The sequence below is a fragment of the Methanosarcina mazei S-6 genome, assembly GCF_000970205.1.
GTDB classification, from domain to species: domain Archaea; phylum Halobacteriota; class Methanosarcinia; order Methanosarcinales; family Methanosarcinaceae; genus Methanosarcina; species Methanosarcina mazei.
The window spans coordinates 881,128-895,820 of sequence record NZ_CP009512.1 but is presented as its reverse complement, the minus strand read 5'-3'; the positions used below and the strand labels follow the sequence as shown (position 1 = coordinate 895,820).

The following is a 14,693-nucleotide window of genomic DNA, read 5'->3' as shown; positions in this document are numbered from 1 at the left end:
GACCCTTTAAGCGTTTACAAATGTTTTTATCTTACCAATTTGTGCTGTGAGTGCCTCTTTCACAACATCATCTGTTAATTCGCTGAGTACCTTCGAAACTTCAGCCTCTCCAACTTTATTACATTCTATTCTATGTTTCGTTGACAGTTCTTCGTATACCTTAATACTGAGACCTTTTATTTCATTAGTATCTAAAGTATCACTATACATCACATTTTTGAGTTCTTCTTCAATTTTCGTACCATTCTGTTCAGCTTTTCTTCCTGCAAGCTTAAGTGCAATCTCTCTGGTTATCTCTAAGCTTGAAGGGCCCTCTCTATGACTTGCATAAACTCCAAGAATGTGATTTTGGACTTTTCCAAAACGAGTACCTGTAGCACCGTATCGTGAATTTCGATCTGTTACATTCAAGAAAAACATTACTTCTTCAATAGTTGCATCCTTCAATGTAACTGCACAGGGAAACAGAGTGCCCTCCTTAAAGAAATCTGGTTCACGAATTGCAGAAGTTGGTTCCTTTGTATAATCGTCACCAGGAGCATTCTGAAAAAATTCTTCTACAATTGCACTTACTGCCCTGATAGTATAAGCTTCATCATACATTACCCTTGAAGTTATACTAACACTTTCTTCAGAAGCCGCACTTCCAAATAAAGCGCATTCCGGACACTTCTGGCACATCTCATTTACTTTCATAGTGCAGCCGTTCCAATCTTTTACAGCTTTTTTCATTTCCTCTGTGATAAGAGTACGCTGAAGTGCTTTAGCTTTTCTTCTATCACTTGCGACCTGTTTTCGGCCAAACAGTTTCCCCACAGTTTCCTCGGTGTTTCCAATTCTTATGGTTGCGGAGTTTGCTTGGGTTCCATCAGTAGTAAAACGAGCTGCGCTTTTTAGTTCTCTCAGTACCAGTATATTTACGTAGTTTTCTTTTGGCTTTTTTTCTAATGTTTCTACCACATAATTCTCCAAATCTTTTTTAAATGCAGTAATGCCATATTCTCCACTCATAATTTTGGCTCCTGTAATTTCTTTTCTAATTTTGCTTTTTCAATTTCTTCTTTTGTGGATTTAAATGCATCATCCCACTGGTATAGGGTTGCTGCATAGAATCCATCAGATAAATCATTCGCCTTTTGTTTGAGCTTTCCTGGATGACCGTCAGCAATTTTATAAAATACCAGATCTACGAACGCTTCTGCAAACATCTGAGTTTTTTGTGAATCATAAAGCCCTGAAACATAATAGAACTGGTCATTTCCAGCTCTTCTCATCATTTTTAGTAGTCTACCAGCAACTGCATCAACATAATCATCTTTTTCATACTTATCTTGTTTTTTAGCTAAAATTGCCTTCACTGATTCACGAAATAGTTTTTCCATGCGGTATGGTTCATATCCCTTGGGAATTGCAACTTTCAATCCAAGATTTGCAAGTTCATGAATCGAACTTACTGCAGTCATATTTCCTCCAAACTTGTCTAATTTTATTGCTTGTTCTATTAGTCCTATTGAATCATCATATACAATTTCATCTCCACTTTTGGAATAACCACGCGCTTTATTGACAAAAATACCAGTATGACCCTGATACTGGCGCTGGATATCTTTTAGCAGAGAACTCCCAGGAAACATATGGTTCCTAATTTTTTGAAGATATTTTGGCATTAAGCCGTCGTCTAATTTGTACTCGTATCCCATATTGATAACAAGTGAAGCAATTTCTATAGAAGTATAAAGTTTAGATAAGGGGATTCTGTCTCCAAATATTTTTTTTACAGGTGCATATGGTGATTCTAATTTTATGAGTTCTTTGAATTCCTCACCCTTGGTCATACAAATTGGGTTTTCACTGATTACCAGACGGCATCCTGTTGTTGCAGCTAAGATCATTCCTATGTAAGTACCCATAAACCAGTACTCGGTATCGTTTTCTCTTGATTTGTTAAATACGATATCATAAGTTGAAAACAGACTTTTAAAACCCTTTGCAGTATACCTTAACATTTTTTGGCCTTGGTCCGAAACAAGATGTTTTGCTAGGTGATGATAATTGGGTTCGTTCGATGACAATACACTTTTTGAAATACTTCCTACACTGGTTTGTGTATTTTCATCAAACATCCCAAGCAATTGAGAAAATATCTCACTCAGTATTGGTGTATAAAAGTGGTCTGGAATCAGTTTATAGTATAATTTATCCTCACCACTTTTTATAGAGTGGCCAATTCTCCTAAGACCCAATTCAATCATTACAGGCACTGAAACTTCAAGTTTTGGCTTTGTTTGAGGCGGACCTATTGGTAGACGATTTGAGAAAGTATATTTCAGCATGCTCATTGCCTGAGATGGAGCATTTAATGATTTTAAGTCATAAAGAGTATCATTTGTTAATTTACATACTCCATGACCTTTCAAATAAGATTCAAACTTAGTGGACCTATTCTTAAATGCTCCATAAAGCATTGAATTATTAAAATCAAGGTTTTCACAAATCCATACGAGCATTTTATCTCTATATGGGTATGAATAATTGGATTCAAGTTCATATAATTTTTCAGCAGGTATTCCGTTTAGATATTCAAATACTAATTTTTCGAGATATCTAACTTTTTCAAGATCAGTAGAGATATTCTTAAACAAAACACCATCGATGTTTCTCTCAAGGATATCATGTGCTATAACATATGAATAATTCCAGAAACCCCCAACAACATGATGATCATCTTTGTTTAATGAATGTTTTGCTAAATTTTGGGCAAGTTCTGGATTTACACCAAACATTTTACATGTCTCAATTACAGAATTCTTTGATTCAAGAGCTTTCAGACGAATAAGAGGGTCAATAAATAGCATTCTTATGCCTGAAATAGCTCTAGAATATGAAATAATTTCAGAACTCCAGCCAATGTCAATATCAAAATCCTGTTTAATATGAAGTCTATACCCTACTTGACTTGTCATCAACCCTGTGCCATTGATCTCAATTTTAGAACATTCTGGCTTTTTTCCATTGATTTCAACTGATTCAGGTATTAAAGTGTATTTTCCTTCTTTACGCTCCTCATTTTTGCATAGAATTGAAATGTCTTCAATACTTGTATCTTTGTCATCAGCTTTGATGCTTGAGATATATTTTGAAGGGACATCAATTACAGTTGCTGGTGGATACTTCATATCCGGCTCTTTACCGTCTACATAAATAGCATGGTCTTTGAGGTCCAGAGTGATTTTTCGATTTTTATTATCCTTTTCTAAAACAGCAGCTGTAATCAGGCCTCTTAATACGTTTTTTAAGCCAGAGTAAAAGAAATAAACATCATCATATTTGTATAAGCCTTTACTCCCATCAACATTTTTACTTTTATAAAGTTCCAGAGGGTCTGAAATTGCCGGATGTGCCTCTTCCAATTTGTTCTTAAATTGATCATATATTTCTTCAATATCGTGCACGTTGCTGAGTTTACACTCAATACCATATTTCCCAATATATAAGATTCCTTTTTCAAAAATTAAAAGGGGAATTAAACCCTTGGTTTCTGCCCACGATGCAACTCCACTATTAACAAGATTTGATAGTATTCCTGTGGACTCCTCAAAAGTATGGTAATAAAAATCCAATTCTTCATTGATACTATCTAACTGTTTTTGCATTGATTCCGAAGTTTGCGGGGTTTCTATACTTGCAAGTGTGTCTGCGAGATAAGTCCACGGTTTATACAATGTATATTTTGGTGAAAGATTTGAATGATAGCCCGTTTTTTGATGGTTTGCAACTGCTACAGACTGATAATCTCTTCCATTTATTCCAGGGGCAAATTCCAAAAGTCCAAATTTTTTCGCCCATTCAAGAGCTTCTATTTCTGAAATGTCAAATTGATCTTTCCAGTCTTTATTGTTTAGTTTATGAAGCTCATGAGCAACAAAAAGAGCCACTGTTTCTTTTAATGCATCTCTATTTAGACAACTATTTTGAAATCCAAGCTTTTTGAGTGCTTCGTTAAGTTCTATTATTGCCCATACACCATTTCTTATATGGCCGATCATCATCTGGTCTACTTTTCCAAATTCAATACTTTTTGCAGGGCCATATGCTACACCTGACTCTTGGAAGAAAGGATCAACCTGTAAGTAATACTCTTCTAGAATAGAATATGAATCAGAGTTCTTTAAAGCAAAATTTTTTTCTATTGCCTCATGTATTTCCTCTGCTGAAATTAAAGGTGTAGGTTTTCTTATGCTCATTTATTCACCTCTGATAATTCAACATCCACACATCCACATCCACGGCTCACAGCACTTCCAACTCCACTGTATCCTGCAAAAATAGATAGCATCAAAATCGCATTTCTTATATCTTGAGGAACATTTTTGGAAAAGGCGTAAGTACATTTTCCTGTAAATCCGAGATTGAAAATAGGTCTGAAATGACCCTTATTTTTGTCAAAAATGGTATTAACCATCACATTATGCGTCTGGTAAGAGTTTGCATCCGGCATTTCCAGAATATACCTTGAAATTTCGTCCCTTTCAAGATCCATTTTTAATTCACCTGGACAGACAGAATTCCACTTCGAAAGTAAAGAATTAAAAACTGCTGTCCGGTGAGGGAACATTTCAAAAGACTTGCTGTTTTTATACTGGATACAGGTGGGCGTCTTGAAGTTTATATTTATTGAAATTGCTTTACCAATCAATTCCGAAACTTTTCTTAAAATTTCCTCAAAACTTTCATCCTGAGATTGGCATTCGACTACTTCTAGATCCCCACCATCTAATTCGATTGAAATGCTCTCTTCAGAAATTGAGAAAATAAGTTGACTTATTAAAGATTTAAAAATGTCAGATTCCTTTGGGTCAATGATCCCTATTCTGGTTTCATATAAGTTTTCAGGGGTAATTATTCTGTAGTTTGGTCTTTCACCGTTTCGAAATCTGCCGTTTAGCCCACTTATTGAAATTGAACCTATGGATGAATCATGTACGTGTTTACTGATCTCCTCATTATTAGACTCAATTTTGGCCAAGAGAGCTGAGTATATCTGATAGCCATTGCTTGCAGGAATCTCAAATTTTGCTTTTGGCTTAAATTTTAGGGATATCTTCTGAGGCATCTATTGTACTTATTAACATTTAACAGATATAAGCCTTTCTATAAAATGCAATAGTTGCAAAATAATGCAAAATATATGAAGTATTTGCAGATAATTGATGCAAAAACTATTCATATGAAATAATATCATATAAAAGAAAGATGAAGACCTATGTTTCTTTACTCGGATATGATACATCACAATTTTATTCACTTATCGTAAAATACGGTATTGAGAAAAACGACAGAATTGTTTTAATAAGACCCCAGGAAGAAAGTGATGGGCAGGGAAAAAAATCGGTACGAGAAATTGAAGATATTGCGAATAAAATTGACAAGTCTATCAAAGTCGACGTCCATAGAGTTAATCACCTTGATTTTAACTCCATGTTGTTGTCGATAATCGATCTACTTGAAAGCATTGAGACAGAAATAATTGCCAATATTTCCGGAGGCTCAAGAGACATATTTTTAGCATTTTCAATTGCGTGCCTGACCCAAACTGGAAAAATAAGCAAGGTTACTAACTATAGTGATGTAGACCGTGAACTTCGAGAAATTCAATTGCCTCACATCGTAAATGCTCTGGATGAAAAACTAAACATATTGCTGGAAGATATTGTTAAACATGAACCCACTATAGCATCAGAAATAGCTGATCGTTTGCAGATTTCTGAAAGTACGATTTCCAGGAATGTAAATAAATTGAAAGGCTTGAGAGCAATTGACGTTGATAATCAAGGGAAAACAAGATATATCTCAACCACAACAACGGGAAAGATCTTTTTAAAAATAAAAAATTGAAATAAAATATTATTTCAGTGCTGACGGTTAGCATGTTGCTACCTCTAAATAAATTTTATAATCAGATTATCGAAACCCTGATCATCAAAATGACGTTTTTTACCTTCCCCTTCAAACTTACTAAATATTCACATTTGATTAATAATTTAAAACAGATAATCTCATCCATACCTCGCCATCGGAGAAGGCAAAGAAAATTCAAATAAAGGCTCAATGTTCTTACTAAAAATTAGACAGTGATAAATATTTATCATGTCTGGGTAAAAAGAAAAAAATACTTGTGAAGACATTCATTTAATTGGCAGACAGACAAAGCTTTCACAGTTGGATCCGCCCGCAGACAAGACTGCTGGCAAAAATATATGGGAATAAAAACCAGGGAACACGGGGGAGAAAGGGGCTCAAGATGCTCTATGGGGATACTGCATCGGAAAAACTCCTGCTCCCTTAACTTCCTTTAAAACAGTGACCTGCTGTAAACTATACCTGCCGTAAGCTAAAATACCCTAAGTTCAGTTTTCAGCCATCAAAAATTCAACCATTTAACCCTTTCTTTAAAACGCTGCAATATCTCCCTTCACAGGGTTGTTAAGATTTTATTGTTTCCTTTTTTATTTTTTTTTCATTTTTTCATAGCTTCAGCCCGGAGGTCAGGAGGGAATTTTTCGATAGCGTACCTCAGGGAGGTCCTGGGCATTTCTTTTTTGTTTCTCATGACGTATTCGAAGACTTCCTGCTGGTGGGGCTTGCTGGCTTCTTTCAGCATCCAGCCGTAGCCTTTCCTGACCAGGTCGTCTTTATCTGTCAGGAGGATGTTTGCAATCGCAAAGACTTCGGGAAGAAACAGGCCTTTTCTTGCAGGCAGGACAAGGGTTACGGCTGCTGCCCGCCTGAACCAGCGGTTGTCAGACTTCGCCCATGTCTTGAGGTTATCAACAAATTCAGGGAATTCTTCTATAAAAGAGCCAACCGCGTGGTTGCAGAGGGTATCGCATTTTGCCCAGTTGTTAACGTAATTTTCGATCCAGCGCTCAAAAACAGGAAAGTCGTCTTCTGTGTACTGGTCTCTTACCTGGTATGCCCAGTCGAAGGCGATATAGGCTTCCTCGCAGTAGTCCGATTTCAGGAGCTCTTCAGCAAGGGAGAACACGTTCTTTTTATCCGCCCTGCCTGACTTCTGCATCTCCTTAAAATAGTCTTTTGCTATCTTTCCGACAATAGAAGTCTTTATTCCGAGACACTTTACTTCCTCTTTAAAAAAACGGGAAGAGCTATTTTTGGTTTTCTCATCAGCGTTTTCGCTGAGGTCCTTTCTAATCCTGGATGTTATATCGGCTTGCACAGTTCTATATTTAATCAAAGGTGTTACTTATATCTTATTTTTCGGCACGTTAGCTGGTCCGGATGGAAGCAGTAAAAAGGTAAAATAACGAGGCAGGAGTTTAACCGGGCCTCCAGAAGTTTAACAGAGTCCCCCAGGGGTTTAACAGGGCTCCCAGGGGTTTAACAGAGCCCCGGCTAAAAAATTGGAAAGGTGTCAAAAGCTTTATTCAGGAAGGAAGCTCAATTTTCCATCATGCTTCAAGTAAAAATTCGCCCTCAGGAGATTTTTGACGCAGAACGCTTTTTTGAAATATTCACTCATCTGGACTACCAGTTTATAGAAGTCCCCATAAAAACCCTTGAGGACGAAAAAAGGTTCCTGAAGCTTAACGAAGCGAAACGGAAAACTAATTTTGAGCATAACTATTCAATCCTTTTGGAAGAAAAACTTGTGGGAGGCTGCGGGATCAGGATTGACCAGCACAGGCCGTGGACAGGGGAAATCGGCTATTTTGTGGATAAGGCTTACCAGGGTATGGGCATTGCAACCGAAGCTGTAAGACAGCTTGAGAAAATCGGTTTTGACGAACTGAAACTGCAGAGAATAACTATCCTGATGGATGTAAGGAACACTGCAAGCGAGAAGATTGCAGTGAAATGCGGATACGAAAAAGAAGGCATAGCAAAAAAGATCCACAGGATAGGGCAGGAGTATTATGACTGCTTTGTGTATGCAAAAACCAGGCAAATAACAGAGTAGAGAGGTCTGCCGCAGAAAAAGATATTAGAGTGGTAAAAGAGGAGCTATTGGAGGAATTTTTAAGGACTGTAAGAAGGACTTTTAAAGGGCTGTAAGAGAGAATTAAAAGGATTTTTAAAAGGATTTTTAAAGGGATTTTTAAAGGGACTTTTAAAGGGACTTTTAAAGGGACTTTTAAAGGGACTGGGAGACAACTATTAAAGGAGCTGTCGGAAGAGCTGCTAGAAGGAACTGTTGCCATTGATGAAAGGGTCAGATCAGCCCGAGAGACTCTATAAGACTGCTTCCGTACCAGACCACCATGAGGTTATTTATAGTGACAAGAATGCCTACGGATTCGATTATTCGTTTTGTAAGCTCCCACCGCCCTTTTGATGCCTTAATTATTGGAGCTACGTAAAAGAGCAGAAGAATGAATGCGAATTTTATGAGCAGTAGATGGTAAATTCCGTAATTTTCCAGAATCATTGCAGGAACAGGGTTATATTCCGTACCGAATGGCAGTGCGTAAAAGGTAGACGCCCAGTCCCCTATCACATAAAAAAGGATGATAAAACGAATATCGTACAGATACGTCCAGAATGAATTCCTAGTGTAACTAACTTCCAACAAAAGTCCTCCCTAAAATACCCTTCTGTTTTTCAGTAGATGCGACTCTATTTTTTAGGGTTATATAAACATAAGAAACTAAGATAGAGACTTAGAAATTTTAGTAAAGAAAGAGTAAAGATGATTAATAATATTTAAAGTGTTTATAAGCTGCCAAATACGAAATAAAGACATAAATAAACTTAAATGAGCAATTAAACAGTAAAATATTAATTTGGCAGATATTTTTGAGAAATATTATAAAAAAGAGATAATTAATGGCTTTCAATCTCGTTTATAGTTAAAATTTAGACATGATATCCAATACATAAACTAAGCTGGCTAAAATATATATTTTTTTCACTAAATAAAGACTTTAAAGCTTTTTTCTATTCAGAATTTTATGTAAGATAAAAGGACTATCTGAGAGATAGAAAAGTTTAAAAAGGGGAGCTTAAACCAAAAGGAACTCTCCGGCAAAAAATTTAACAATCCCGAAAAATCCAGAAATATCACTGATGTTAACCGGAAATATATAAGCCGAAAACATATGAGCTGGAAACTAATGAACCGAAAAAATATAAGCCGGATATATGAGTTGAAAACATATGAGCCGTTACGGTTGTCAGGAGAGGGAAAAAGATCCTCGACTCCGTATATCTTTCAAGAGAGAAAGGAGAACACGTGGCAATCATAGGGCCCAACGGTTCGGGCAAGTCTTCCTGATAAAAACCCTGACAAAAGAGTACCACCCTCTGGCAGGAGCCGAAGGGCTTGTGCTGAAAATCATGGGAAAAGAAACATGGCACGTTTTTGACCTCAGGAAACTTCTCGGGATAGTGTGATTGAAAAGAGGAAACTATTCCTTAATCACCTGGTAAGTCATGTAAGACTAATTGACTTAAAGTATCCGGATAAGGAATTAAATATATCTCGTTAAATTTGTTGCTACGATTGCCGAGCGGATTGAAACGGTTTTTACACTTTGCAGACAGATTCTATGACTCAGTTTACTAGTCGCGGAAACATGACTCTGCCTGCAGAAGAATTTCCATCAGATGAAAGCCTGATAGTAATCCCCTTTTTCCAGAACTTTTACTGGAAGGGAGAAAAGTTCTGAGAGGTTGGCATCTGTCAGTACTTCATCTTTTTTTCCGTCTTTGAGGATTTTTCCATCTTTTATAAGGATCACACGGTTAATTTCAGGAATAATATCTTCAAGGGCATGTGTGACAAGGATAACACTTTTTCCTGAATCTGCAATTTTCCGGACGCTTTCACGGAAGCTGTGGAGAGCTCTCAGGTCAAGGCTGGTTGTTGGCTCATCTAAAATAAGGGCTTCAGGGTCGTGCACAAGAGCTCTCCCTATAAGTACCCTCCTGGCTTCCCCTGAGGAGAGTTCGGACATCAGCCTGTCTGCAAGGTGGGAGATCTCAAGAAACTCAAGAACTTCCCTCGCTCTGGTCTCCATTTCAGGAGTAACTTCATGATTGTAGTAGATGCCTATGCTGCTGAAAAACCCGGAAAGTACGACATCCAGTACACTGACCTCGCGGCAGTATGTTTGCTGAAGGTCTCCGGAGACAATTCCCAGTAATTTCCTTAGCTCAAAAACATTCCAGGTTCCTTTGCCCATAATATTCAGAACCAGTCCGTCAACTGATGCAAGAGGATGATATTCCTTTGTAAAGGTTTTGATGAGAGAAGATTTTCCGGAGCCATTGGGCCCAATAATTGCAACATGCTCTCCCTGCTCAATTGAGAGAGAAACCGAATCAAGGATCTTTTTTCCACTCCTGATAACATTTACGTTTTTTAGTTCAAGCAGGAAAGAAGAATCGTTCTTCCCTGGGGAGATTATTTGGCGAGTCATTTTATCATCTATTCAGAAGCTAATCTAAGAAGCTATATTAAAATTAAACCATTTATACAATTGGAGATGGTCAATACTAACTTCAAATTCAGATACTAAATTTTTCTGAATTTAAGATTTACATATTGGCCTTACATGGCATCTCGCTAATAATTACGCATGTGACATGTGAACTACCACTCAGTCTTTAGCTGAGTGGCTTCTTGGTTCATTCCTCCCTCCATTGAGGGAAATCAAGGACTCACGGACAAAAACTGTCGGTCAAGCGTATACTAACTTTATCGTACTTTAGACTCTTACTTTAGACTCTTACTTTAGACTCTTACTTTAGACTCTTTATACTATATTATCTACGACCAGCTCTTTTATTCCCGATGAGAAAACTCTAGTAATCCGCAGGTGCCAGCGCGTACATTCGGATTCAGGTGTTTCAAGCTCAATCAGGTTATAACACTGAGAAGTCTTTCCTCGAATTTTGGAGGAGCAAACCGTTCCAGCACTGATGATAAACATATCGTTTAATCTCCACACCCAGGGGATATGCCAGTGCCCACAGAGTACAAGGTTTACACCCGAACGGTCCAGAAGTTCCAGGACGTCTCCTGCGTCTACAAGCACATTATTTCCTCTGCCAGTTTTTGGAATTGGAATAAGGTGATGGTGTAGAGCGAAAACCTTGAAACTGCCTGTTGAAAAAGTACTCTCTATCCAGCCGTAGTTTTCCCTTCCTATGTGTCCGTCATCAAGTTCCGGCTGAGACGAATCAAGCCCTATTACAGTAACATCACCAAAGTACCCAGAAGAAGACCTGGCCTTAAAAATATCCTCAAAGAAAAGATAACCTGCATTTTTGGAGTCATGATTTCCAGGAACTATTACTTTGTTTTTGCATTCAATCTTATCAATAAAGTTTTTTGCCCCATTATATTCGGCTGCAAACCCGTTTTCCGTCAGGTCGCCGGTAATTATTACTATATCCGGAGAACTTTCGTTTATGATTTGAAGCATGGAATCTGCAATCTCAGGCATATAGTATGCTTCTGAGAAATGAATATCGGAAAGATGTACTATTTTTATAATATCTGATTCCTCTGTCTGCTCATTTGCTATTCTGACTTTTCTCAAAATTAGAATGGATTGAGCCATATATAGGTTTATTCGATTTAGTCTATATTTATATCAGAAAATAAGGAACTAGGAGATTACCTATATAGTTAGTGCAAACAGGTTTCTTGTTTCTTAATACAAAAACCAAAAAATTATGCGGTAAAGGAAATTATATAAAAATGCAATGATTAGAGTTTCTATACTTTTCCTCAAAAACAATAGGCACACCCATTTTTAGAATTAGCCAGCAATTCAAGGACAAGCCTCCTGATAAGTCACGACCAAAAAACAGGAAAAGGGAAATAATCCCCTTTAATTAATTCAAATTTCAGGCAGGCTCTTCTCACTTCGGCTCTATTTACTTTTTCCCATTGACCAGTGAAAGCACTTCGGAAGGGATGTAAACTTTACCTGTCGCCGGAGCATAAACGACTATTCCTTCGAGCTCATAAGTTACGCCTTGTTTGATGAGAATATTTGTGCTTACCGGTAGTTCGGCATCTCCTATCCTCAGCACAGGGTTTAAGGAGCTTGTCAGGTCCAGCAGATATTCATTTTCATCCAGTTTCCCGTCTCCGTTGTCTCTGGAGAATACCTCACTCACTTCAACAAACAGGTACCTATTTGTTTCCTCCAGGTTGAAACCGGCTTTTTCAGCGATATATCCTGCAATTTCTGTGTTATCCAGGTGACCTGCAGGGTGGTCAGGACCATAAGCCCAGAGAGGGACATCTTCACCACAATGTCCATGAGTAGTCCACCCGATAACAGTATGATTTTGATTGATTACTTCGCTGATTGAATAATCGAGGGAAAGGCCCTCTCCATTGTTATAGATTTCAAGTATTTCAGTTACTTCATCATCGGTAGCATCAATTCCCCACCAGGTTTTTAGCTGAGCTTTAATATTTTCGGAGGAAACATCTGTTCCTATTTTTTCCGCAATACCTGCAGAGCTGAGCTTCATGCTTTTGAGAGGATCAATGACATCTTCTATGGTTGTAGAAGTATAATTAGAATCAGAATCACTACCAATGGTCATCCCGCCTGTATTGTGGTCAGGGAAAGCGAGGACAAGGGTATGTCCATCTTGTTCTGCAAATTCAACTGCAACCTTAACAGCTTCATCAAAAGCCAGGAAGTCCGTAACAGCATAAACAGGGTCATTAGCGTGATTTGCCCAGTCTACCTGGCTACCTTCCACCATAAGGAAAAAGCCATCTTTGTCCTGTGAAAGCAGTTCTAGGGCTTTTCCGGTCATTTCTGAAAGAGAGGGTTCTTCAGGTACAAGTTCGGTACGATCAATATCCGGTGCCATGTGACTGCTGGCAAAAAGGCCCCATGCTTTTCCGGATGACAGATTCAACATTTCATCTCTGCTGTCAACATACTGGTAACCCTTATCAAGAAGCACTTCTGTCAGGTTTTCTCTATCTGTCCTTTTTCCACCTTCTTCTTCAGGCACTAGATGGCGGGAACCTCCTCCGAAAACCACATCAACATTTTCATAGACCATCTGTTCCATGATCTCGTTTTCGTTATCCCTGTTATCCACGTGAGAAGCAAAAGCTGCAGGTGTAGCATGGGTGACCCGGGAAGTTGCTACAAGCCCTGTAGCCTTGCCTTCAAGCTTTGACCCTTCAAGCACTGTTGCAAGCGGTCTGTATTGCATATCTTCAGAAGGGTTTTCCAGTATACTTAAAACTGAAGCATTGCTCGGTCCGACACTTACAAAGCCGTTGGTTGTCTTGTATCCGGTAGCAAAAGCACTTGCAGCTGATGAAGAATCAGTAATAACTGAGTCTGTACTGTAAGTAGAGACCGTTCCTGCGACCATTTCATCAAGCATTAGAGGACTTCCACTGTACCATCTGGCAAGAGTCTGGACACTCTGAGAACACCCATCTGGAACCAGGATTATCACGTTTTTAATTTTAGCTTCCGATTCTGGACAAGATTTACATTTTACGGAATCAGTGAGACAGGTATAATTACCTGAAAAATCTTTGCTATTTGAATCATCTTCCACAGCTGCTGCAGAACCAGCATTTCCCAGTAGCAGAAGCCCTACGAGGAGGGTTAGTAGAACATTTGTTTCTTTAGTATCCATTAAAACTACCTCAAATTGAGAACATGCTTTTAAGAGCAGGCTCTATTTCGGACTATACTCAAATTTTTTATCTCAAATTTGAAGAGGTAGCCAGCCGTATTTGAATTTTTCACATATAAAATATATATTGGGCAGTATGTAATGGAGGAAAAGTAAAGCTATATAACCCTATTGTTCGGTATCTGCCGTTTTCCTGAATATTTACCTTATATATTTCCAGCCATACATGGATAAACTATACAAACTGTTCACAAAATAATGTTGTAGCCTGATAAGGATTTCGTCCAATAACTGAGAAATAGTCACTAAAAATATGAAATGACAGTAAACAATTGTGTAAAAGAAAGAATGATTTCACACAGAGTATATATTGAAGAAAGAAGTCCACCAGCAGAATTGCCTATATATTTATAAATTAAGTATATAGAATAGTGCGAAAAACTCTATATAACTTGAAAAATGATGAGTAGTGCAGTTGATATTAGGTGGAAGATATGGATAGTATACGATTATTCAAAAAAGCTACAGATACAATCAGTACAATCTTTCTTTATATATTGCTGCTGGCATTAATTGTGGGAATGGCAAAAACCTTACTTGACATTCGCTTTATTATTTTTGAGTCTCTTGAAAGCGGCTTCAATCACATGGTAACAAGTGTGCTAACGGTCTTCATTGTTATTGACCTTTTCAAAGCTTTTGTTGATTATCACGAAAATGACAGAATCAAGCTCACGGATATAACAGATGCTACAATTTTAATAGTCCTGCGTGAGATCGCTGTGGGCCTTTATTCCCAGGAATTAGGGTCTGAATTTATATTAAGTTTGTCTACCTTGCTGCTAGTACTGGGTATAATGAGAGTACTGGCTGTAAAATATTCTCCGTCAAAACCTCATACACCTTATATATTTGTACCGGAAGAAAGGCAACCTATAAAAGCAGACTTGAAAACCATAATTGATAACTTCAATCCTGTTTACGACAATAATTAATTTTTTGCATGTGCTATAACCAAATATGAAATAAGTAGTATT

General features: G+C 37.8%; 12 protein-coding genes. 4 read left to right on the top strand and 8 right to left on the bottom strand.

Features of this window, described 5'->3' with window-relative positions; translation table 11 throughout:
• Positions 1-6: 6 nt before the first annotated feature.
• The 3 genes from cas7d to cas6 are packed head-to-tail and all read right to left on the bottom strand — an operon-like array spanning position 7 to position 5,113.
• Positions 7-1,011 carry a type I-D CRISPR-associated protein Cas7/Csc2 gene (gene cas7d / locus MSMAS_RS03950; protein WP_048041818.1) on the bottom strand — a complete coding sequence of 335 codons (1,005 nt, stop codon included), beginning with the start codon at positions 1,009-1,011 and terminating at the stop codon, positions 7-9.
• A complete protein-coding gene (gene cas10d / locus MSMAS_RS03945; protein ID WP_048041820.1) occupies positions 1,008-4,244 on the bottom strand; it encodes a type I-D CRISPR-associated protein Cas10d/Csc3 in 3,237 nt (1,078 codons plus the stop codon). The genes cas7d and cas10d overlap by 4 nt, the downstream gene beginning before the upstream one ends.
• Complete coding sequence (gene cas6 / locus MSMAS_RS03940; RefSeq protein ID WP_048041821.1) at positions 4,241-5,113, bottom strand: CRISPR system precrRNA processing endoribonuclease RAMP protein Cas6; 873 nt, start codon at positions 5,111-5,113, stop codon at positions 4,241-4,243. The genes cas10d and cas6 overlap by 4 nt, the downstream gene beginning before the upstream one ends.
• 140 nt (positions 5,114-5,253) lie before the next feature.
• On the opposite strand from cas6, the gene csa3 reads away from it, so the two are divergent.
• A complete protein-coding gene (gene csa3 / locus MSMAS_RS03935) occupies positions 5,254-5,895 on the top strand; it encodes a CRISPR-associated CARF protein Csa3 (RefSeq protein ID WP_048041823.1) in 642 nt (213 codons plus the stop codon).
• Between the two features lie 622 nt (positions 5,896-6,517).
• Here csa3 and MSMAS_RS03930 read toward each other — a convergent pair.
• On the bottom strand, positions 6,518-7,237 hold the full coding sequence (locus tag MSMAS_RS03930; protein ID WP_011032517.1) for a DNA alkylation repair protein: 720 nt from the start codon (positions 7,235-7,237) through the stop codon (positions 6,518-6,520).
• A gap of 234 nt (positions 7,238-7,471) precedes the next feature.
• Between MSMAS_RS03930 and MSMAS_RS03925 the strand changes: the two genes are divergently transcribed.
• A complete protein-coding gene (locus MSMAS_RS03925; RefSeq protein WP_011032518.1) occupies positions 7,472-7,978 on the top strand; it encodes a GNAT family N-acetyltransferase in 507 nt (168 codons plus the stop codon).
• Positions 7,979-8,230: 252 nt separating this feature from the next.
• Here the strand turns inward: MSMAS_RS03925 and MSMAS_RS03920 are convergent, their stop codons facing one another.
• Positions 8,231-8,587 carry a hypothetical protein gene (locus MSMAS_RS03920; RefSeq protein ID WP_011032519.1) on the bottom strand — a complete coding sequence of 119 codons (357 nt, stop codon included), beginning with the start codon at positions 8,585-8,587 and terminating at the stop codon, positions 8,231-8,233.
• 587 nt (positions 8,588-9,174) lie between these two features.
• On the opposite strand from MSMAS_RS03920, the gene MSMAS_RS19985 reads away from it, so the two are divergent.
• The gene (locus MSMAS_RS19985; RefSeq protein WP_011032520.1) at positions 9,175-9,411 is read left to right on the top strand and encodes a hypothetical protein; all 237 of its coding nucleotides are present in this window, start codon (positions 9,175-9,177) and stop codon (positions 9,409-9,411) included.
• Positions 9,412-9,620: 209 nt separating this feature from the next.
• Here MSMAS_RS19985 and MSMAS_RS03910 read toward each other — a convergent pair whose 3' ends face one another.
• The 3 genes from MSMAS_RS03910 to MSMAS_RS03900 form a co-directional block, all read right to left on the bottom strand.
• Positions 9,621-10,439, bottom strand: coding sequence for an ABC transporter ATP-binding protein (locus MSMAS_RS03910; protein ID WP_011032521.1), 819 nt, complete (start codon positions 10,437-10,439; stop codon positions 9,621-9,623).
• A 336-nt stretch (positions 10,440-10,775) separates the two neighbouring features.
• The gene (locus MSMAS_RS03905) at positions 10,776-11,585 is read right to left on the bottom strand and encodes a metallophosphoesterase family protein (RefSeq protein WP_080503020.1); all 810 of its coding nucleotides are present in this window, start codon (positions 11,583-11,585) and stop codon (positions 10,776-10,778) included.
• Positions 11,586-11,904: 319 nt separating this feature from the next.
• On the bottom strand, positions 11,905-13,656 hold the full coding sequence (locus MSMAS_RS03900; RefSeq protein WP_048046328.1) for an alkaline phosphatase: 1,752 nt from the start codon (positions 13,654-13,656) through the stop codon (positions 11,905-11,907).
• Between the two features lie 494 nt (positions 13,657-14,150).
• Between MSMAS_RS03900 and MSMAS_RS03895 the strand changes: the two genes are divergently transcribed.
• Entirely contained in the window at positions 14,151-14,651 is a 501-nt protein-coding gene (locus tag MSMAS_RS03895) for a phosphate-starvation-inducible PsiE family protein (protein WP_011032524.1), read from the top strand.
• Positions 14,652-14,693 lie beyond the last annotated feature (42 nt).

Coding starts and splice junctions, on each gene's coding strand:
- cas7d (WP_048041818.1), bottom strand. CDS start 1,011: ATGAGTGGAGAATATGGCATTACTGCATTTAAAAAAGATTTGGAGAAT.
- cas10d (WP_048041820.1), bottom strand. CDS start 4,244: ATGAGCATAAGAAAACCTACACCTTTAATTTCAGCAGAGGAAATACAT.
- cas6 (WP_048041821.1), bottom strand. CDS start 5,113: ATGCCTCAGAAGATATCCCTAAAATTTAAGCCAAAAGCAAAATTTGAG.
- csa3 (WP_048041823.1), top strand. CDS start 5,254: ATGAAGACCTATGTTTCTTTACTCGGATATGATACATCACAATTTTAT.
- MSMAS_RS03925 (WP_011032518.1), top strand. CDS start 7,472: ATGCTTCAAGTAAAAATTCGCCCTCAGGAGATTTTTGACGCAGAACGC.
- MSMAS_RS19985 (WP_011032520.1), top strand. CDS start 9,175: ATGAGCCGTTACGGTTGTCAGGAGAGGGAAAAAGATCCTCGACTCCGT.
- MSMAS_RS03910 (WP_011032521.1), bottom strand. CDS start 10,439: ATGACTCGCCAAATAATCTCCCCAGGGAAGAACGATTCTTCTTTCCTG.
- MSMAS_RS03905 (WP_080503020.1), bottom strand. CDS start 11,585: ATGGCTCAATCCATTCTAATTTTGAGAAAAGTCAGAATAGCAAATGAG.
- MSMAS_RS03900 (WP_048046328.1), bottom strand. CDS start 13,656: ATGGATACTAAAGAAACAAATGTTCTACTAACCCTCCTCGTAGGGCTT.
- MSMAS_RS03895 (WP_011032524.1), top strand. CDS start 14,151: ATGGATAGTATACGATTATTCAAAAAAGCTACAGATACAATCAGTACA.